General features: G+C 70.5%; 19 protein-coding genes. 8 read left to right on the forward strand and 11 right to left on the reverse strand.

Going from position 1 to position 17,841, the window contains the following annotated elements; genetic code table 11:
* Positions 1–20: 20 nt before the first annotated feature.
* From ABFX55_RS25735 to ABFX55_RS25745, 3 genes are read left to right on the forward strand one after another with little or no spacing between them, the layout of a single operon-like run.
* Entirely contained in the window at positions 21–824 is an 804-nt protein-coding gene (locus ABFX55_RS25735; protein WP_379479095.1) for an ABC transporter ATP-binding protein, read from the forward strand.
* Positions 821–1,630, forward strand: a complete 810-nt coding sequence (locus ABFX55_RS25740) for an ABC transporter permease (protein WP_346125062.1) — start codon at positions 821–823, stop codon at positions 1,628–1,630. The genes ABFX55_RS25735 and ABFX55_RS25740 overlap by 4 nt, the downstream gene beginning before the upstream one ends.
* Entirely contained in the window at positions 1,627–3,897 is a 2,271-nt protein-coding gene (locus ABFX55_RS25745; protein ID WP_346125064.1) for an ATP-binding cassette domain-containing protein, read from the forward strand. Before ABFX55_RS25740 ends, ABFX55_RS25745 begins: the two co-directional genes overlap by 4 nt.
* 90 nt (positions 3,898–3,987) lie before the next feature.
* On the opposite strand, the gene ABFX55_RS25750 is transcribed toward ABFX55_RS25745, so the two are convergent.
* Entirely contained in the window at positions 3,988–4,791 is an 804-nt protein-coding gene (locus tag ABFX55_RS25750; RefSeq protein ID WP_346125066.1) for an NAD(P)H-binding protein, read from the reverse strand.
* On the reverse strand, positions 4,742–5,035 hold the full coding sequence (locus ABFX55_RS25755; protein ID WP_346125067.1) for a hypothetical protein: 294 nt from the start codon (positions 5,033–5,035) through the stop codon (positions 4,742–4,744). Before ABFX55_RS25755 ends, ABFX55_RS25750 begins: the two co-directional genes overlap by 50 nt.
* Positions 5,036–5,273: 238 nt before the next feature.
* Between ABFX55_RS25755 and ABFX55_RS25760 the strand changes: the two genes are divergently transcribed.
* Entirely contained in the window at positions 5,274–5,858 is a 585-nt protein-coding gene (locus tag ABFX55_RS25760) for a hypothetical protein (protein ID WP_346125069.1), read from the forward strand.
* Between the two features lie 37 nt (positions 5,859–5,895).
* Here the strand turns inward: ABFX55_RS25760 and ABFX55_RS25765 are convergent, their stop codons facing one another.
* Both ABFX55_RS25765 and ABFX55_RS25770 read right to left on the reverse strand, forming a co-directional pair.
* Positions 5,896–6,822 (reverse strand): glycoside hydrolase family 113 protein, encoded by a 927-nt coding sequence (locus tag ABFX55_RS25765; RefSeq protein WP_346125071.1) that lies wholly within the window; start codon positions 6,820–6,822, stop codon positions 5,896–5,898.
* Between the two features lie 29 nt (positions 6,823–6,851).
* Positions 6,852–7,808 carry an SDR family oxidoreductase gene (locus tag ABFX55_RS25770; RefSeq protein ID WP_346125073.1) on the reverse strand — a complete coding sequence of 319 codons (957 nt, stop codon included), beginning with the start codon at positions 7,806–7,808 and terminating at the stop codon, positions 6,852–6,854.
* Between the two features lie 263 nt (positions 7,809–8,071).
* Between ABFX55_RS25770 and ABFX55_RS25775 the strand changes: the two genes are divergently transcribed.
* Complete coding sequence (locus ABFX55_RS25775) at positions 8,072–8,911, forward strand: class II glutamine amidotransferase (protein WP_346125074.1); 840 nt, start codon at positions 8,072–8,074, stop codon at positions 8,909–8,911.
* Between the two features lies 1 nt (position 8,912).
* Here ABFX55_RS25775 and ABFX55_RS25780 read toward each other — a convergent pair whose 3' ends face one another.
* Positions 8,913–9,248 carry a putative quinol monooxygenase gene (locus ABFX55_RS25780; RefSeq protein ID WP_346125076.1) on the reverse strand — a complete coding sequence of 112 codons (336 nt, stop codon included), beginning with the start codon at positions 9,246–9,248 and terminating at the stop codon, positions 8,913–8,915.
* Between the two features lie 157 nt (positions 9,249–9,405).
* On the opposite strand from ABFX55_RS25780, the gene ABFX55_RS25785 reads away from it, so the two are divergent.
* Positions 9,406–9,903, forward strand: a complete 498-nt coding sequence (locus ABFX55_RS25785; protein ID WP_346125078.1) for an anthrone oxygenase family protein — start codon at positions 9,406–9,408, stop codon at positions 9,901–9,903.
* A gap of 51 nt (positions 9,904–9,954) precedes the next feature.
* Here the strand turns inward: ABFX55_RS25785 and kstD are convergent, their stop codons facing one another.
* The 3 genes from kstD to ABFX55_RS25800 all read right to left on the reverse strand — a co-directional run bounded on the left by kstD (position 9,955) and on the right by ABFX55_RS25800 (position 13,331).
* Positions 9,955–11,736 (reverse strand): 3-oxosteroid 1-dehydrogenase, encoded by a 1,782-nt coding sequence (kstD, locus tag ABFX55_RS25790; RefSeq protein ID WP_346125080.1) that lies wholly within the window; start codon positions 11,734–11,736, stop codon positions 9,955–9,957.
* A gap of 153 nt (positions 11,737–11,889) precedes the next feature.
* Positions 11,890–12,198, reverse strand: a complete 309-nt coding sequence (locus tag ABFX55_RS25795; protein ID WP_346125082.1) for a hypothetical protein — start codon at positions 12,196–12,198, stop codon at positions 11,890–11,892.
* A 149-nt stretch (positions 12,199–12,347) separates the two neighbouring features.
* The gene (locus ABFX55_RS25800; RefSeq protein ID WP_346125083.1) at positions 12,348–13,331 is read right to left on the reverse strand and encodes a BtrH N-terminal domain-containing protein; all 984 of its coding nucleotides are present in this window, start codon (positions 13,329–13,331) and stop codon (positions 12,348–12,350) included.
* A gap of 240 nt (positions 13,332–13,571) precedes the next feature.
* On the opposite strand from ABFX55_RS25800, the gene ABFX55_RS25805 reads away from it, so the two are divergent.
* Positions 13,572–14,318 carry a polysaccharide deacetylase family protein gene (locus tag ABFX55_RS25805; protein ID WP_346125085.1) on the forward strand — a complete coding sequence of 249 codons (747 nt, stop codon included), beginning with the start codon at positions 13,572–13,574 and terminating at the stop codon, positions 14,316–14,318.
* Between the two features lie 16 nt (positions 14,319–14,334).
* Here the strand turns inward: ABFX55_RS25805 and ABFX55_RS25810 are convergent, their stop codons facing one another.
* From ABFX55_RS25810 to ABFX55_RS25820, 3 genes are read right to left on the reverse strand one after another with little or no spacing between them, the layout of a single operon-like run.
* Positions 14,335–15,321 carry a YihY/virulence factor BrkB family protein gene (locus ABFX55_RS25810; RefSeq protein WP_346125087.1) on the reverse strand — a complete coding sequence of 329 codons (987 nt, stop codon included), beginning with the start codon at positions 15,319–15,321 and terminating at the stop codon, positions 14,335–14,337.
* A complete protein-coding gene (locus ABFX55_RS25815; RefSeq protein ID WP_346125089.1) occupies positions 15,314–15,610 on the reverse strand; it encodes a DUF4235 domain-containing protein in 297 nt (98 codons plus the stop codon). Before ABFX55_RS25815 ends, ABFX55_RS25810 begins: the two co-directional genes overlap by 8 nt.
* Positions 15,611–15,616: 6 nt before the next feature.
* Positions 15,617–16,210 carry a DUF3618 domain-containing protein gene (locus ABFX55_RS25820; RefSeq protein WP_346125091.1) on the reverse strand — a complete coding sequence of 198 codons (594 nt, stop codon included), beginning with the start codon at positions 16,208–16,210 and terminating at the stop codon, positions 15,617–15,619.
* A gap of 407 nt (positions 16,211–16,617) precedes the next feature.
* Here ABFX55_RS25820 and ABFX55_RS25825 point away from each other — a divergent pair, with 407 nt between their 5' ends.
* Positions 16,618–17,436, forward strand: coding sequence for a Rossmann-fold NAD(P)-binding domain-containing protein (locus tag ABFX55_RS25825; protein ID WP_346125093.1), 819 nt, complete (start codon positions 16,618–16,620; stop codon positions 17,434–17,436).
* The last annotated feature ends 405 nt before the right edge of the window (positions 17,437–17,841 follow it).

The following is a 17,841-nucleotide window of genomic DNA, read 5'->3' on the forward strand; positions in this document are numbered from 1 at the left end:
CGAGGCAGGAGGCAGGCTGCGTGACCTCGAATTCGGTAGAAAGCCCCACGACGGCCCCGATCGTCGCTCGTGGCATTCGCAAGCACTTCCGCGGCAACGTGCGCCCGACGCTCGACGGCGTCAACCTTACGGTCGAGGCGGGGCGGGTCTGCGCGTTACTCGGCGGCAACGGCGCCGGTAAGACCACGATGGTCCGGATCTTGACGACGCTGACCCTCCCCGACGAGGGCACGGCCCGCGTCGCGGGCCGTGATGTCGTACGTGAGGCGACGCAGGTGCGGGCCTCTGTCGGGCTGGTCGGGCAGTACGCCGCACTGGACGAGCTGCTGAGCGCGCGCGAGAACCTCGAGCTGTTCGGCAGGTTGTCGGGCCTGACCCGGCGCAGCGCGCGTGACCGGGCCGGCGAGCTGCTCGAAACGGCAGGGCTGGCCGATGTGGGCAGGCGTCCGGTAAGCGCGTTCTCCGGCGGGATGCGCCGTCGTCTCGATCTGGCGACCTCTCTGATCACCACACCCGGCGTGCTGTTCATCGACGAGCCCACCACGGGACTCGATCCCGAGGCGCGGCACGGTCTGTGGGACTCGGTGCGCGCCCTGGCCGACGCCGGGACCACTGTCCTGCTGACCACCCAGTACCTGGAGGAGGCGGACGCGCTCGCGGACGACGTGGTGATCCTGCGCGAGGGCGCCGTCATCGCTCAGGGGACGCCGGACGACCTCAAGAAACTCGTCGGGGAGCCTCGCCTGGTGCTGCGCCGGCCCACCCTCGAAGACGTCTACCTCCACCTGCACGCGACAGAGCCCGAAGGAGCGCCCGCCCCATGAGCACCTCGACCCTGTCCGGCCCGGTACGTTCGCGTCTCTGGAGAGACGCGGCGATCATCACCGGGCGCACCATGCGGCACTGGCGGGCCCGGCCCGGAGTCTTCGCGATCCAGCTCCTGTTCCCCGTCCTCATCATCCTCATGATGGGCGGCCTCCTCGGAGGCGCGATCGCGGGAAGCACGGGAGACTACATCCTGTTCGTCATCCCGGGCGTCCTGGCGTTCACGATGCTGTTCGGCGTGGAGACGACCATGATCGCGGTCACCACCGACGCGGCGAAGACCGTCACCGACCGGTTCCGCTCGCTGCCGATCGCACCCGGTGCGGTGCTCCTCGGCCGCGTCATGGCCGACATGCTGACCTCGGCCCTGGAGATCACCATCATCACAGTGGCCGGTCTCGCCCTGGGCTGGCGGTGGGAGAACGGGCTGTTCGCAGCGCTGCCGGCCTACGGGCTGTTGCTGTGGCTGCGCTTCGGCCTTCTCTGGGTCGGTGTCTGGGCAGGCCTGAAGGCGGGCTCGCCCGAGGCCGTGAGCGCCGCGCAGCTCCTGGCCTGGCCGATCGGGTTCCTGTCGACCGTGTTCGTCGACCCGGCCACCATGCCCCGCTGGCTCGGCGTGGCCGCCGAGTGGAACCCGCTCTCGGCGACGGCCACCGCCGTCCGCGAGCTGTTCACCGGCGCCTATGCAGGGGGACAGACCTGGGCCGCGCAGCACGCGCTCACCACCGCCATGATCGCGCCGCTCCTGCTCACCCTGATCTTCGCTCCCCTCGCTGTCCGTACCTTCCAAGGACTCAACCGATGACCGATGTGATCCGGATCCGCGGCGCGCGGGAGAACTCCCTCAAGAACGTCGATCTCGACATCCCCAAGCGCTGCCTGAGCGTCGTCACCGGCGTGTCAGGCTCGGGCAAGTCCTCCCTGGTCTTTGACACGCTCGCGGCGGAGTCGGGGCGGCAGCTCAACGAGACGTTCTCGGCCTTCGCGCAGGGGCGCCTGCCCAGCTACGGGCAGCCCGACGTCGACCACCTGGAGAACCTGTCAGCGGTGATCATCGTGGACCAGAGGCGCCTGTCGGGCGGCCCGCGCTCCACCGTGGGCACCGCGACGGACATCGGGGCGCGCCTGCGGCTGCTGTTCTCGCGCGTCGGCACGCCCTCCGCCGGCTACTCCAACGCCTACAGCTTCAACGACCCCGCCGGAATGTGCCCGAACTGCCAGGGCCTGGGGGTCTCCGCCACTGTCGACGTGGGCGAACTCCTCGACGAGGACAGGTCGCTGGCCGAGGGCGCGATCACCTTCCCGCCCTTCGCGCCGGGACAGTGGATGTGGAAGGCGTACGCGCGCTCCGGCTTCTTCGACGTCGACAAGAAGATCCGTGACTACACCTCCGAGGAGCGTGACATCCTCCTGCACACACCTGCCGACACCCTCAGCCCACCCGCCGGCATGGACGCGGTCGGCACCGCGTACGAGGGCCTGATCCCCCGCTTCACCCGCATCTACCTCCAGCGGGAACCGGAGTCGTTCAAGGGCAGGCAGCGTGAGGCGTTCGAGCGGATCGTCGCCCGGCGCCGCTGCCCCCAGTGCGGCGGCTCACGACTGGCCGAGCCCGCGCGCAACAGCCTGATAGCAGGGCGCTCCATCGCCGACTGCAACGCGATGCAGGTGGACGAGCTCCTCGCCGTCATCGACGCCCTCGACCATCCGGAGGTCGCGCCTCTGCTCGGCAGGCTCCGCGAGCACCTGCAGCGCCTGGTCACCCTGGGCCTGGGCTACCTGAGCCTCGACCGCGCGACCTCCACCCTGTCGGGCGGCGAGTCGCAGCGCATCAAGATGGTGCGCCACCTCGGCAGCGCCCTCACCGACATGCTCTACGTCTTCGACGAACCCACCGTCGGCCTGCACCCCCGCGACGTCCACACGCTCGGGCAGATGCTGCTCGCCCTCCGCGACCGCGGCAACACGGTCATCGTGGTCGAGCACGACCCGGAGATCATGGCCATCGCCGACCACTGCATCGACATGGGGCCGGGGGCCGGAGCAGCCGGCGGTCACGTCGTCTTCCAGGGCACCTACGCCGAACTCCAGCGGGCCGACACCCCGACCGGCGCGGGGCTGCGGGCGGAGCGGACCGAGCGCGCGGATCCGAGGCCCGCGAGCGCGTGGATGCTGATCGAGCGTGCCGGCACCCACAACCTCCGCGACGTCACGGTACGCATCCCGCGCGACGTCATGACCGTGGTCACCGGCGTCGCCGGATCCGGCAAGAGCAGCCTCGTCCTCGGCCACCTGCCGGCCGTCGAACCCGACGCCGTCGTGATCGACCAGCGGCCCATCCGCGGCTCCAGGAGGTCCAACCCCGCGACCTTCACCGGCCTGCTCGACCTCATCAGGCAGATCTTCGCCCGAGCGACCCGGCAGCCGGCCGGGCTGTTCACACCGAACTCCTCCGGTGGCTGCCCCGCCTGCGAAGGCACCGGCCTCATCTACACCGACCTGGCGTTCATGGAGGGCGTCACCACCCGCTGCGAGTCGTGCAAGGGCAGGCGCTTCACCCCTGAGGCGCAGCGCTACGAGGTCGACGGGCGCACCATCGCCGACGTCTTCGAGATGAGTGTCGACGACGCCCGGCGTTTCTTCTCCCAGAAGCCCGTCCTGTCCGTTCTCGAGCGTCTCGCCGACGTCGGTCTCGGCTACCTCACCCTGGGCCAGTCGCTCGACTCCCTGTCCGGAGGCGAGCGCCAGCGGCTCAAGCTGGCCGCCGAGCTGGCCACCCCCGGCCGGACGATCGTGCTCGACGAGCCCACCACCGGCCTGCACATCGCCGACATCGATCGGCTCATCGGCCTGATCGACCGGCTCGTGGACTCCGGCTCGACCGTCATCGTCATCGAGCACAACCTTGACGTCATCCTCGCCGCCGACTGGGCCATCGACCTCGGGCCCGACGCGGGACGGGACGGCGGTCACGTCGTCTTCGAGGGCACCCCGCACCAGATGATCGCCACCTCCGCCACCCACACCGCCCATCACCTCCGTCGCCACCTCGCCGCCCGCTCCCGGAGGTAGCCGGCCGCCCGAGCACCGGGAGCCGAACCGGATGCCGGCGGGTCTCCGTGCCGAAGACGTCGGTGGGCAGGGTTCGCGAGCTGTGAGACGTCAGAGAGCCGGTCCCAGGTGCCGGCTCAGCACCTCGGCCTCCGCCCTGAGCCGCTCGGCGTGGTCGTCGCGGCCGATGCGCTCGTGCTCCTCCGCGGCGACCGAGCGCTCCCGGAGCTCGTTCTCGACGATCGACCGTAGATCGGCCTCGGTGAGATGGCGACGTTCCGCCTCCGTAGCGCCCAGGCCCCTCGCCGATCCCGCAAGGTGTTCGTCCCCCGTGACTCGCGCATCTGCGCCCCGCCGCCCGCCGCTGATTCCTCCCGCGGCTGCTCCTCGATCCCGCCCCACACCCCGTTCTGCGCCGTGTCGCGCCCGCCCTGCACGGAGAAGGCGGAGACGTAGACGACCCCGGTGCGCGTGCCGGGCGATCGCCTCGACGACGGCCTGCGCCCCGGCTGCCGAGAAGAACGGCCACAGCAGGAACACCGCGCCCACGCTCTCCAGAGCCGCCTCCAGGGTCTCCGGCTCGGTCAGGTCCCCGCGCACTACCTCGACGCCGCCGGGCAGGCCGGTCCGCCCCGGATCGCGGGTCACCGCAACGCCCGCCTCGGCGAGCAGGGGCACCAGGTGCCTGCCGATGTTCCCGTCGCACTGATCACCAAGATCTTGTCTGAGGTGATCATGCGACCATGCTCGCACGTGAACCAATGTTGAAGTCAAGCCAGGCCGGCGGACATGGCCGGCGCCTCCCCCCGCACGGCGACCGCCCCGAACCGGCCGCCCTGACGCGGACACGTTGGTGGCGGGTCGCCTAGCTCCTCCTGACCGGCTTCCAGCGGTAGGCGTCCGTCCAGAAGACACACCTGAGCCTGCGACTGTGCGGCGCGTGGTTCATCGAGTAGCCGTACGCCCCGCGCTGCTCCTTGGAGCAGGTGAGGTGCTCGCCGACACAGTCCCAGTGGTTCTTGTGCTTGAAGTAGTACCGGTTCTTGGGCGGATGCCTCTCGTTGCAGTACGGCCGCGCGGTCGTGGCCTCGGAGGCGGTGGGGGGAAGCGTGACCAGCAGAAGGGAGATGGCGACGATCGCCGCGAAGATGACTCTCATGATTCCTTGACCAAAGGGACGCGGGAGGGAGCATGATCAGCTCGTCGCAGGAGTGTAGAACGTTCCAGCCCCCATGTCCCACTTGCCCCGCTCCAGTCGGCAGGTGAGCCAGGGCCGTACGCCGCTCTCGAACGGGCCGGCCGGCTCCGCCGCTGAGACCACGGGGGCCACCCTCATGACATAAGGACACATCGGGTGTTCCGCGAACTTCTGCCCACCCTGCGGCATCCAATGAATCATGAAAAAGCTGCAGAAGACGCTCGCTCTGACCGCGTTGTCCCTTGTCTCGGCCACCGTCCTCGTCGCCTCGCCGGCGCACGCCGCGCCCACCGGTACGGCCGGCTGTCCCACCCCCACCAAGGCGGAGGCCCGCCGATCCGCTGACGGGAAGGAGGACCGGCCGGCCAAGGGAGCCACCGCCCTGAAGGGCGTGCGCGTCGGCCATCTGCCGAAGGGCTTCCTCGCGGGTCAGGTCGTGGTGAACAAGCTGCGCGGAGCCGTCGAGTACGGCTACCAGTGGTACGACGACCGCGACGAGATCGACAGGAAGCACCGGTCGCTGTGGGTGCGCGTGGTGTGCTGGCCGGCGGCGGGCAAGCTGTCCCACCTGAAGAAGGCCCCGCTCGTCCTCGGCACCTTCTCCCGCGACGACAAGAGCGCCAGGATCGGCGGGCGCACGGTGCTCACCAAGGAGGGCGACGGAGCTCTCGGGCACGGGCGCTACGTCGGCTGGGTCGAGCGCGAGGGTGTGATCGTCACCGTGATGGCCAGCGAGCCGCTCGTCCCCGAGCTCGACGAGATCGTCAAGAAGATCCGGCTGTGAGCGAAGAGCCACGCCCGGGGCGGGCCGTGAGCTCTCGTCAGTCGCGGGCGGCGATGGCGTGGAAGACCGCCTTGGGCTCCCACCGGGTCGCGTCCAGCATCCTGACGGCCCCGTAGGAGCCGACGTCGGCGCCGCCGGGGAGGGAGTATCCGGCGAAGGTGAACCAGAAGGCCGCGGCCACACCCTCCTTCTCGAACAGGTCCATCAGTTCACCGAAGTAGCGCACCTGCTCCCCCTCGTCCGGCACCGCTCCCTCCGGCACCAGGTACGCCGCGCCGCCCAGGTCGGCGGCGCCCAGGTAGGCGCAGGTGCCGAACTCGGTGACCGCCACGGGCTTGCCGTGGGCGAAGTGCGCGCGCACCTCCTCCGCGAAGTGGCCGGCGTTCCAGGCCGCTCGGTAGGCGTCCACGCCCACCAGGTCGAACGGGCTCCAGTCGACCGTCTCCCATGGAGCCGAGGCGTAGGTGATCCTGCCGCCGAACAACGGGCGCACGGTCGCGGCGGCCTCGGAGAGAAAGGCGTTGAAGCGGCCAGAGGCGGCGCCCAGCGTCTCCAGCCAGGAAAGGTCGGCGGTCATCGCCGCCATGCGCTCGGTGTAGGTGTCACCGGGCAGGTAGCCCAGGCCGAAGGTGGTGTACTCACAGCCGGTCACGAGCACCACCTCGGCTCCGCCCCGCTGTAGCGCCTCGGCGCGCTCGGCGCAGTCGGCGAAGAGGTCCAGCGTGTCCCGTACGTCCAGGTCCACGGGGAAGGGGGCGAACCAGACCTCCAGCCCCGCGGCGGCGGCCTCCTGCGCGGCGACGCTCAGCCGCGCAGGGTCGCCGCCGGACACGCGGACGGCCTGGCAGCGCAGGTCGCCGGCGATGACCCGCATCTCACGCCGCACGGTCGCGACGTCGAAGACCTCGCGAGTGTGGTGGTCTCCCGGCAGGAACCCGGTGTCGTAGTTGATGCCCTTCTTCATGACGTTTCCTCTCGCGACAGGGCGGACGTTCAGCGGAACAGGTGGGCGTTCTCGACCGCCCAGTCGTCGAAGCCGCGCAGCGGGCGGCCGATGATCTCGCGTACGGCGGGCCGCTGGTCGAGCGTCCACTGGGTGAGCTCGGCGAGCCGCGCGCCGTACTCCTCCAGGGCGTACAGCGTCACGTCGATGCCGCTGTCGGGCCAGCCGTGACGCCGCCAGTTCGCGCGGCTGTCGTCGGGTTTCACCTCGACGGTCGCGATGTCGCCGCCGATGGCTCCGGCGATGCTCGCCACGCGCGATCGGGTGCTGATCGGCGGTCCGACCGCCTCGAGGACGGCCCCGGCACAGTCGTCGGCACGCAGCGCCGCCACCGCCACGGCGGCGAGGTCCTCCTCGTGGATGAAGGGATAGTGGCCGCCGTCCAGGAAGGCCTCCCGCACGACGCGCTCGCCGCTGATCGTCTGCGGCCAGTCCGAGCCCGTGGCGGGATAGGTGCCCTCGATCATCGCCCCCATCACCGCTGACGGGCGGATGTGCGTCCACTCCATTCCGGAGCGTTCGACGGCCCGCTCGATGGCCAGCCAGAACCACGTCTCCGGCGGATAGGCCTCCTCGTACTCCGGCCCGTGGGAGGACAGCACGACGATCCGCCGCACACCGGCGCCCCGGGCGATCTCCAGGGCGTCCCGCACCGTCGTGGGCACGGCTCCGGCGAGGAAGACGCCGTCGACGCCGGCGAAGACCTCGGCGTACTCCAGCGGCCGGGTGATGGACCCCTCGACGACCTCGACCTCGTCAGGCCAGCCGTCCGCCTGGGCGGGCTCGGCGAGAACGCGCACGCGATCCCCTGCGTCCAGCAGTTGCCGCGCCAGGCTCCGCCCGACGATCCCCGTGGGGCTGCTGCCCGCGTCTTTTCTGGCGCTGACGGCAGTGAGCAGGCGCAGACCGGCCTGCGGGGCATTCGTGACCTGTTTGATTCCGCCCATGGCAAGAGCCTCCAACACGAGAGTGGAGATCTTGCGCCGCCCCGGTGGCCGGGGGAGGTTGCGGATCCGAGTTCGCCGACCCTACCACCCGCGCAGACCGCCCGCATGTCCGCACGGCAGCCCGCGCCGAGCGGGTCGACGCCGCCCTCGACGCCGCGCTCCGCGCTCAGCAGGAGGTTCGCGCGCCGAACCCGCCGCGCCATACCACCCGGCTGAGGGGGTACGGCTGAGGTTGTACGACCCGGTGAGGAAAGGCGTGGCTCATGTGCCGATGGCTCGTTTACTCGGGGACGCCCGTGCTGCTGTGCGACGTGATGTACCGTCCGGTGCCGTCGCTGATCGACCAGAGCCTGCGCTCCCGGATGGGTGTGGAGACGACGAACGGCGACGGGTTCGGCATCGGCTGGTACACCGATGACGTGGCCACCCCGGCGATCTTCAGGGACACCGGTCCCGCGTGGAACAACCGCAACCTGCGGGAGATCGCCGACCATGTGCGCTCGCCGCTGTTCTTCGCCCACATCCGCTCGTCGACCGGCACGGCGGTGCAGCAGACCAACTGCCACCCGTTCCGTCACGGACGCTGGATGTGGATGCACAACGGCGTGGTCGCGGGCTTCGACCGGCTCCGCCGGGAGCTGTGCATGGCCGTCGACCCCGCGCTGTTCTCCCGCATCGAGGGCACGACGGACTCGGAGGTGATGTTCTACCTGGCGCTGACGTTCGGCCTGGACGACGATCCGCCGGGGGCCGTGGCCCGCATGGCCGGTCTGGTCGAACGGCTCGGCCACGACCACGGCATCGAGTTCCCGCTGCAGATGACGGTCGCGACGTCGAACGGCGAACGGGTCTGGGTCTTCCGCTACTCCAGCCGGCGCGAGTCGCGCACCCTGTTCTACAGCTCCAGCGTCGAGTCCCTGCGCGCGCTGCACCCCGATGTCGCGTGGCTGCGCGGGCTGTCCGCCGACACCCGTCTGGTGGTGTCCGAGCCGCTCGGCGATCTGCCGGGAGCCTGGAACGAGCTGCCTGAGAGCAGCTACGGCGTCATCCCGCCCGACGGCGAGCTGCTGGCAGGCTTCGATGTGGCGGTGACGGCTCGCTGACCTACGCGCGGTCCTCGGCGACAGCGAGCTCGCCGAGGAGCGACCAGTCCTGCTGCGGCACCTCCGCGTTCACGATCCGCGGCGTCTCCGCCAGATACCCGGGCAGCTCCTGCTGCGCCTTCCTGAAGTGCTCGGACTGGACGTGGGCGGCGCCTGCCTCGCCGTCGCGGAACGCCTCGACCAGGACGTACTCGTCGGGCCTGTCGACGCTGCGCGACCAGTCGAACCACAGGCAGCCGGGCTCGCCGCGGGTGGCCCTGGTGAACTCGTCCGTGATTTCGGGCCACCTGTCGGCGTGCTCGGGCCGTACGCGGAACTTCGCGGTGATGAAGATCATTGTTGCTCGCTCCTTCAAGCTCGGAACCCGGCCCACGACACCCGGCGAGACGAGGCTAGCGCCCGCCCCATCATGATCGTCGACGGCTCGCTCGGCGAGCGGTATGTCCGCTACAGTCATCCCGGGCGGACCCCCCATCCCCTCACGTTGGGAGCGCATGATGGACGTACTCTCGACGCTGGCACTGATCGCCGCGACGCTGTCCATGGGAATGGTCTCCAGCGTGTTCGCCCTCTACGCGCACACTGTCATGCCGGGCCTCAGACGGACCGACGATCGCACCTTCGTCGGGGCGTTCCAGGCGCTCGACCGGGCGATCATCAATCCGTGGTTCATCGGCGGCGGCTTCCTCGGCGCGCTGCTGTTCACCATCGCCGCCGCCGCGACACAGCTCGGCAGGCCCGCCTTCCCGTGGATCGTCATCGCACTCGTGCTGTACGCCGTCACCTTCGTCATCACGATCGCGGTCAACGTGCCGCGCAACGACGCGATCAAGGCGGCGGGGGACCCTGACCGGATGGACGTGGCCGCCGTCCGCCGGCAGTTCGACGAGGCCAGGTGGGCCAGGTTCAACCTGGTCCGCGTGTTCACCAGCGTCCCCGCCTTCGCGCTGCTGGTCTGGGCTCTCGTGCTGCACGGCCAGTCGTCGGCCTGACGGCCGCCCTCGGGTGGACGGCCGCGGCGTCCTCGACCGTCCACCCTGGTGTCACGGCGCGCCGGCGAGATCGTCGGCGGCGATGTAGCCGAAGGTCATCGCGGGACCGAGCGTCGAGCCCGCTCCCGCGTAGCTGTGGCCCATCACCGCCCCGCTCGCGTTGCCCGCGGCGTACAGGCCGGGGATGACGGATCCGTCCGCGCGGAGCACGCGCGCCCGCGCGTCCGTGCGCATCCCGCCCTTGGTGCCGAGATCCCCTGGGACGATCTTGAGGGCGTAGTACGGCGGCAGCCACAGCGGCGCCAGGCAGGAGTTCGGGCGGACGGCGGGGTCGGTGTAGTAGTGGTCGTAGACGCTGTCGCCGCGATGGAAGTCCAGGTCCTTGCCCGTCCGCGCGAAGCCGTTGAACCTGGTGACCGTCTGCCGCAGCGCCGCGGAGGGGACGCCGATCTTCGCCGCCAGGTCGCCGATCGTCCAGGCCTTGTGGACGGCGCCCGCGGCGTACCAGGAGTCGGGGAACGGCAGCGTCGGCGCGAGGTCCTTGAACAGGTACCTGTTGCGGTAGTTCTGGTCCACGATCAGCCAGCAGGGAATGTGCGGCCCGCTGGCGTTGCGGTCGTACATGACGTGCACGACGTCGCTGTACGGCGCGCCCTCGTTGACGAACCGCACGCCGTCCCCGTTGACCAGGATGCCGCCCGGCAGCGTGCGCTCGGCCAGGCAGAAGTACGGCTCGCCCGGCAGCGGGATCGCCGGGCCCCACCAGGCGTCGTCCATCAGGTCGAGGGCGGCTCCGGCGCGGCGGCCCGCCCTGATGCCGTCTCCGGTGTTCTCCTGGGCGCCGACCGTCCAGTCCGTCCCGATGGGCTGCCGCTGGAACTCCGTGCGCATGGCCAGGTCGTGCTCGAAGCCGCCCGAGCCGACGATGACGCCGCGCGCGGCCCTGACCAGCACCTGCCCCCCGTTCTGCGACACGACCACGCCCGTGGCCCTGCCGTCCCCGTCGAACCGCAGGTCCAGCAGCGGCGTGTTCAGCCGCACCGGCACCCCGGCGGCCAGCAGACCCGCGCGCAGCCCGCCCGCCAGCGCCTGGCCCATCGTCAGGGGGATCTCCCCGCGCAGCGCGGCGGCCGTGTACCTGGCCACGCACTCGGCGGAGACGGCCGCCCCCTTGAGGTTGACGGCGGCGAGGTTGAGCCACTTGTAGTCGGCGCTGAACACGACGAGCCCTGCGGGCGTGGGGATGTAGGCGGGGTTCAGACGGGCCAGTTCGGCGCCGAGGACCCTGCCGTCGAGCTGGTCGGGCTCGATGGAGCGGCCGTTCGGCATCCCGCCCTGCAGCTCCGGATAGTAGTCGGAGTAGCCCTCCATCCAGCGGAAGCGCAGGGGGCTGTTCCGCATCACGAACGAGATCATGGCGGGGCCGTGGGCCAGGAACGCGGCCTGCCGGTCGGCGGGCACCCCGCCGCCCACGACCGCCGCGAGGTAGGCGGCCGCCTTCGCGGGCGTGTCGGGGACGCCCGCGGCCAGGATGACCTCGTTGTTCGGGATCCAGATGCCCGCTCCCGAGCGGGCCGCCGAACCCCCGAACGTGGGCGCCTTCTCGATCACCACGGTCCGCAGCCCGCGCCTGGCCGCCCGCAGCGCCGCCGTCATACCCGCCGCGCCCGAGCCCACCACGACGACGTCGTAGTCCTCGACGGCCGCGTAGGCGGTGCCGCCGAGGCCGCCCAGGACGCCGGTGGTGAGGACGGCTCCCGCCGCCCCGCGTAACACCTGCCGCCTGGTGTGCCTTGGGAGGGGCGTCGGCTGGGGGTTCTGGTCCGTGGGCATGGCGCATCCCTTCGACATGAGGCTGACCTGTGGCCGGCACTTCGCGCCTGGCGCTGACGAAGCATGCGCTTGGTTGGTAGGCCTGTCAACGGGTGGCCGAGCCTGACCAGGAGCGGGCGCGGTGCCCGCTGCCGTCCGGCTCTCCGCCTGCTTTCAGTCTTCGCCGTGATAGGCGCGCAGCTCGCGGCGCGCCCGTTGACGGCTGCGGCGATGCTCTTCGCGTCGGAAGTAGTAACCCGTGCACTCCCTGCACCCGTCGCTGCTGCCGCAGGCGAACAGGTAGAAGGCGGTGGCGCCCCAGTAACAGCCGCTCGTGCGGCGGCTCAGGGACGCGCTGTCGGCGGTGATCTCGTCCGGCAGCGTGCACGGCCCGAACCGATGATCGTGCACGGGCAGGTAGGTCCTCATCGGCGCGTCGGCCATCCGCACCCACCAGGGCCGGGTCTTGTCGGTCTTGCTCATACGGTCACCTTTCGGCTCCGTGACACCCCGGGATGGGGCTGTCATGAGACCGGATGCACCGTGATCACCTCCGACTTCGCACCGCCGCTGGAGAACCTGATCCCTACGCTACCGGGGTCGAGGAGGCGGCGGACGGCCGCTCTCCAGGGCTACAGCTGACGCAGCACCTGCATGGCCTCCCTCTCGATGCGCGAAAGGTCGTGGAGGATGACGCCGGCCTGCTGGAGGTGCGCGGCGTCACCGCTCTGCCCGGCTTCGGCGATCAAGCCGGCCACGTCCGTCCACATGGTGGCGGCCTCGCCGTACAGCCTGTGGCCGGTACGGAGGCCGCCGTCGTCGATCAGCCCGGCGCACTCTTCGAGGAAGTCACGGTAGAGGGCGCGGAACAGGGCGCCGCCGGTGCCGGCCTTCTCCATGAGGAGGGCCGCCTGCGGCAGGTCCCGCTCCGGCCGCTCCGCGCGCAGCAGCCACCTGGGCACCTGTCCGGCGGCCTTCTCGATGCCGCGATGACCCACGTTCGCGATGGGGGCGGCGAGGAAGGCGTCAGCGCAGGCTTTGATCGCGGGGATGAGCTGGTCCTGCCAGCGGGGCGGGTGCGCCGGCAGAGAGATGGCGAAGGACCGGTTCCTGGCGGTCATCGGGCCGCGTTCGGCCCTCGCCAAGGCCAGGCCGGCCCGGCTGGTGCGCACCGCTCCGCCCTGCTGCTCGGTGTCCACCAGGTAGGCATGGTGTTCGTCGTAGCCGTACATCGCGACGACATGACCGCCGAAGCGCACCTTGGACCGGAAGTAGTCGAGGTGGTAGCAGTCGAGCTGGAGGCCGACCGGACGGCCGGCGTCGAGCTGAGCCGCCACGTTCTCCCACGCCTTGCGCGGTGAGGTGGTCTCCTCGACCCGCAGGGTCAGCCCCAGCCTCGCGGCCAGATTCCGGGTGAGCTCGAACGGCTTGACACGGCCTCCGAGGAAGGGGAACGCCATGGCCTTGCTGTCCCAGTAGATGAAGGACAGGCCCGAGCCGAGCCCGAACAGCATAGGCTCGGACAGATCAAGCCCCTCGTGCCGCAGCAGCACCCCGAGCGCCGTCGTCTCGCAGTGCTGCATGCCCCGGGCCTCGATGTCCTCCACGATCGTCATGTGTCGCTCTCCTCGGTGACTGGGCGATCAGCGTGTGCGGAGCCGCTGTCCGGGCCGACGCGGGATGGTCGGCACGCCGGGTCCCCAGCGGCTCCAGTGGAAACAGCATGAAGTCTCCCTCAGGGGGAGAGTCCAGCCGCCGTGCTGTCGTGGAGCATGAGGAACAGGGCGTCGCAGCGGTCTTGAGCATCCCGCGGAAGTCGCCATGCGGTCCCGGGCCGTGTGGTTCGATGATCATCCATGAACGCAGGTTCAACGGGCGGGCGCGAGTCCGGGTGGAGAAGACGGCTCGTGCTGGTCGCGGCCCTCCTCGCGGTCCTCCTCCTGGTGGCGGCGGGCCTCTACCGGCTGATGAACGCGCGGACCTTCCAGCTGGCGGGGCAGCTGACCCACCGGGTGCCGACCACCGAGAAGGTCGTCGCCCTGACCTTCGACGACGGCCCCGACGAGCACACCGGCCAGATCATCGACGTCCTCGCCGAGCAGCGGGTCCGCGCGACGTTCTTCGTCATCGGCTCCCAGGTGGAGGCCAGGCCGCAGGACGCGAAGGCGCTCGTGGCCGCGGGGCACCAGCTCGCCAACCACACCTACACCCACCAGCGCATGGTCTTCGTCTCCCCCTCCACCGTGGCAGAGGAGGTCGAGAGGACCGACGCGGCCATCCGCGTGGCGGGCCAGCGCGGCGAGATCCCGTTCCGTCCGCCGACGGGCAAGAAGTTGCTGATGCTGCCGCTGTACCTGGCCGAGCACCAGCGGCACACGGTCATGTGGGACGTGGAGCCGGACTCCGGCAAGACCCCCGGGCCCGCCGAGATCGTCGCCGCGGTACGGGAGCAGACCAGGCCGGGGTCGATCATCTTGCTGCACCCGTGGTACGCCGGCGGGGCGAGCACCCGCCAGGCCGTCGAAGGCGTGATCACCGGCCTCCGCGAGCAGGGCTACAGGTTCGTCACGGTCTCCGAGCTGCTCGCCCTGCAGCGCGGGTGAGCGGCCGGAAGGGACTTCAAGCAGGCTCGTCCTCGCTGAACTTGCGGGTGTCGCGGGGCTCGACGTAGGGCTCCCGGCCGGCGGGGTGTCCGTCCCTGATGGCGCGTTCGCGGGCGAGTTCGGCGTCGAGCTCCACCCCGAGCAGCACGGCGATGTTGGAGATCCACAGCCAGATCAGGAAGACGATGACACCGGCCAGGGCGGCGTAGGTCTTGCTGTAGGAGCCGAAGTTGGCCACGTAGAAACCGAACGCGGCGGACGCGATGATCCACACCACGACGGCGAGCATGCTGCCGGGGGTGAGCCAGCGGAAGCCGGGATGCTCGACGTTGGGCGCGGCCCAGTACAGCAGGGCCAGGACCAGCGCCACCATGATCACCAGGATCGGCCACTTGACGATGCCCCAGATCACCAGCGCGGTCTCGCCGATGCCGAGGACCTTTCCCACCTGATCGGCCAGCCCGCCGGTGAACACGACCGCGACCGAGCCGATCGCCGTCAGGATCACCAGAACCGTGGTGATGGCCAGGCGCAACGGCAGGGTCTTCCAGATGGGCCGGCCCTCGGGCATCTCGTACACGATGTTGGCGGCCCGCATGAATCCCCCGACATAGCCGGAGGCGGACCACAGCGCGACGGCGATACCCAGGATCGCGGCGATGCCGGCGGCACGCTGGTTGCCCTGCAGGGCCTGCAGCACGGTGTTGAGAGTCTGCCTGGCGGGCCCCGGCGCCATGGCGCCCAGGTTGTCGATGAGCGACTGGGTGGTCGACTGACCGAACAGGCCGAGCACCGAGACCACGGCCAGCAGCGCGGGAAAGATCGACAAGGTCGCGTAGTAGGTCAGAGCCGCGGCCCAGTCGGTGAGGTGGTCCCCCTGGAACTCCTTGACGGTGCGTTTGAGTACCTCCCACCACGACCTCTTGGGCAGCTCGGTCGGCTTGTCCGGGGTGTCACCGCCGACCGGTTCCCCTGGCCGGTCGGCGGCGGCGCGTCTACTCATGACCGTGAGCCTTCGAGGGTTTGCGTCGGTCGTCGCCGGGCCAGTGCCCGGTCGTCCTGCGGACACCCTGTGCGCCGGCGCGTTGAATGGCCGCCTTCACCAGGCCGAAGATGGCTCCCTGCACCATGGCGGCCACGAGCACCTCCCGCCAGGTGTAGTCCTGATCGTCGGCGTCAGGTGCGTCGTCCTGCCCGGCGACGACCTTCCACACCTGCTTGAACAGCGCGCCCGCGATCATCCCGCCCAGCACGCTGATCAGCAGTGACAGTGGCTTGTAGATCAGGGCCATCGCACCTCACCCCATTTCGACGTGCCGGCGGGCCCGGCGGCGGCGCAGCCACACGAACGTGAGCAGGCCGATCGCCGCGGCGGCTGCGCCACGCGTCCCTGGCGTGGCCGCCGGTGACGTGGCGGCGTGGCGCACCTGTACCCCGCTGCGCCGAGCGGTCCGCAGTGCTCGCTGCCAGGTGGTCTGCCTGGCGGCGTTGCGGCGGCGCAGCCACGCCGTCACGGCGACGGCCCCACCGCCCGCCGTCGCGACCGCGGCGGTGGCGACCGCACCGCGACGCACCGCCGGCATGGTGTTGTCCTTCGCGGCGATCTCCCGCGCCTTGGTGGTGACCTCGGTGGCCATGGTCCGGACGTGGGCTTCTGCCTGGTGCGCATGAGCGGCCAGGTTCGCCTTGACGTGCTCGGTCTTGTCCTTGGCCCCGGCCTTCGCGCGAGCCTTGACGTCGGCCTTGGCGGCCAGCGCCTCCACGATGTCCCCCAGGTCCTCGCGCATCTGGGCGATGTCGGCACGCAGCCGCTCGGCGGAGTCGGCCTTGTCATCCCCCTGGGGCGACCCGACCTGGGTCGAGTTCGTACTGTGAGATCCGCTGATGGTCATCGTCGTACTCTTTCTTGATCTCGGTCACGTCTTGTCGGGTGCTGTCGATCGCCCGCCAGGGAGGTGCGGCGCATCGCGTAGGCGACCCGTTCGCGGCCTGTCAGGCCCACCGGCAGGCGGTTGCGCTCATTGCCGTTCGTCTCCTCGCCTGCCGCGCGCGGCCTGCGATGTTCCTCCCCTAGCTGCACCGCTACCCCTCGATGGCCCTCACCATGTGTCATCAGGGCAGGCTCCCTCCTCGGGGGCAGGTACAAGAGCCAGGATCACTCGATCGCCTGACGGGATGACGAGCTCGCGGTCCGGGCCCGGGACGGTGACGTTCGGGGGCGGGAGGAATGAGACGCTCGCTTATGCGCCTGCGCGTCTCGACGATGTTCAGTCTTACCGCCGGCTGATGGACTAGAGCCATGACAAACAACAGCAACACCACCACCCTGGTTCTCGGAGCTACCGGCAAGACCGGCCGCCGCGTGGCGGACCGCCTGAAGGCGATGGGCCGCGACGTGCGCGCCGGCTCCCGCCCCGCTTTCGACTGGGAGGACAGCGCCACCTGGGCGCCGATCGTGCGCGACGTCGATGCCGTCTACATCACCTACTACCCCGACCTGGCCTTCCCCGGCGCTCTGGACCGCATCCGCCAGTTCACCGCGCTGGCCGTCCAGGCCGGAGTGCGCCGCCTGGTGCTGTTGTCGGGGCGCAACGAGGAGCTGGCCCAGCAGGCCGAGCAGGCCGTGCTCAGCTCCGGCGTCGAGGCCACGATCGTGCGCTGCAGCTGGTTCATGCAGAACTTCAGCGAGGGCTGGCTGCTCGACCCGGTGCTGAGCGGCACGATCGCGCTGCCCGCAGGGGACGTGACCGAGCCCTTCGTGGACGTCGAGGACATCGCCGACGTGGCCACCGCCGCCCTCACCGAGGACGGGCACGCGGGGAAGGTGTACGAGCTCACGGGGCCGCGCCTGCTCTCCTTCGCCGAGGCCGCGGCGGACATCTCCGCCGCCAGCGGCCGCGAGGTCGCCTACGTGCCGGTCACCCCCGAGGAGTTCGCCGAGGGCGCGCGCGCGGCTGGCCTGCCCGAGGACGAGATCGCGGGCCTCAACGCGCTGTTCGCCGAGGTGCTCGACGGCCGCAACGAGAGCCTCGCCGACGGGGTACGGCAGGCGCTGGGCCGACCGGCCCGCGACTTCACCCAGTACGCCAAGGACGCCGCCGACGCCTGGCGCGCCTGAAACGCGAGGTCGCCGTCTCGGCCGGGGCATACCGGCAGGGCTTCGTGATCGCGTCGTTGCGACTCCAGGTGGACCCGCCGTACTGCGCGAGTCGCACGTGAAGCTGGACATTCGTCCGAAGCGCGGGCCTCGGGGGGATCGAGAGCATGGGCGTCATGAAAATCAAGATCATGCGCGGTGCCCGCGTCGCGGGCGCCGTCACGGCGGGCCCGCTCGCCCTCCTCGCGGTCGTGCCGGCGCAGGCCGCGAGTCTGACACGAACCGAGCCCGTCCAGGACAAGAGCCTGGCGCTGCCGGCGCCCACCGGAGCCCAGCCGGTGGGGACGGTCAGCCTGCACCTGGTCGACCGCAGTCGCCCCGATCCCTGGGTGCCTTCGGAGAAGGCCAGGGAGCTCATGGTTGGGG

Origin of the sequence: Nonomuraea roseola, assembly GCF_039535395.1 — a bacterium.
GTDB lineage: Bacteria > Actinomycetota > Actinomycetes > Streptosporangiales > Streptosporangiaceae > Nonomuraea > Nonomuraea roseola.

Excerpts from the sequence above, each read along its gene's own strand:
- ABFX55_RS25740 (WP_346125062.1), top strand. The coding sequence starts at position 821 with ATGAGCACCTCGACCCTGTCCGGCCCGGTACGTTCGCGTCTCTGGAGA.
- ABFX55_RS25745 (WP_346125064.1), top strand. The coding sequence starts at position 1,627 with ATGACCGATGTGATCCGGATCCGCGGCGCGCGGGAGAACTCCCTCAAG.
- ABFX55_RS25755 (WP_346125067.1), bottom strand. The coding sequence starts at position 5,035 with ATGAGAGTCATCTTCGCGGCGATCGTCGCCATCTCCCTTCTGCTGGTC.
- ABFX55_RS25760 (WP_346125069.1), top strand. The coding sequence starts at position 5,274 with ATGAAAAAGCTGCAGAAGACGCTCGCTCTGACCGCGTTGTCCCTTGTC.
- ABFX55_RS25765 (WP_346125071.1), bottom strand. The coding sequence starts at position 6,822 with ATGAAGAAGGGCATCAACTACGACACCGGGTTCCTGCCGGGAGACCAC.
- ABFX55_RS25770 (WP_346125073.1), bottom strand. The coding sequence starts at position 7,808 with ATGGGCGGAATCAAACAGGTCACGAATGCCCCGCAGGCCGGTCTGCGC.
- ABFX55_RS25775 (WP_346125074.1), top strand. The coding sequence starts at position 8,072 with ATGTGCCGATGGCTCGTTTACTCGGGGACGCCCGTGCTGCTGTGCGAC.
- ABFX55_RS25780 (WP_346125076.1), bottom strand. The coding sequence starts at position 9,248 with ATGATCTTCATCACCGCGAAGTTCCGCGTACGGCCCGAGCACGCCGAC.
- ABFX55_RS25785 (WP_346125078.1), top strand. The coding sequence starts at position 9,406 with ATGATGGACGTACTCTCGACGCTGGCACTGATCGCCGCGACGCTGTCC.
- kstD (WP_346125080.1), bottom strand. The coding sequence starts at position 11,736 with ATGCCCACGGACCAGAACCCCCAGCCGACGCCCCTCCCAAGGCACACC.
- ABFX55_RS25795 (WP_346125082.1), bottom strand. The coding sequence starts at position 12,198 with ATGAGCAAGACCGACAAGACCCGGCCCTGGTGGGTGCGGATGGCCGAC.
- ABFX55_RS25800 (WP_346125083.1), bottom strand. The coding sequence starts at position 13,331 with ATGACGATCGTGGAGGACATCGAGGCCCGGGGCATGCAGCACTGCGAG.
- ABFX55_RS25805 (WP_346125085.1), top strand. The coding sequence starts at position 13,572 with ATGAACGCAGGTTCAACGGGCGGGCGCGAGTCCGGGTGGAGAAGACGG.
- ABFX55_RS25810 (WP_346125087.1), bottom strand. The coding sequence starts at position 15,321 with ATGAGTAGACGCGCCGCCGCCGACCGGCCAGGGGAACCGGTCGGCGGT.
- ABFX55_RS25815 (WP_346125089.1), bottom strand. The coding sequence starts at position 15,610 with ATGGCCCTGATCTACAAGCCACTGTCACTGCTGATCAGCGTGCTGGGC.
- ABFX55_RS25820 (WP_346125091.1), bottom strand. The coding sequence starts at position 16,210 with ATGACCATCAGCGGATCTCACAGTACGAACTCGACCCAGGTCGGGTCG.
- ABFX55_RS25825 (WP_346125093.1), top strand. The coding sequence starts at position 16,618 with ATGACAAACAACAGCAACACCACCACCCTGGTTCTCGGAGCTACCGGC.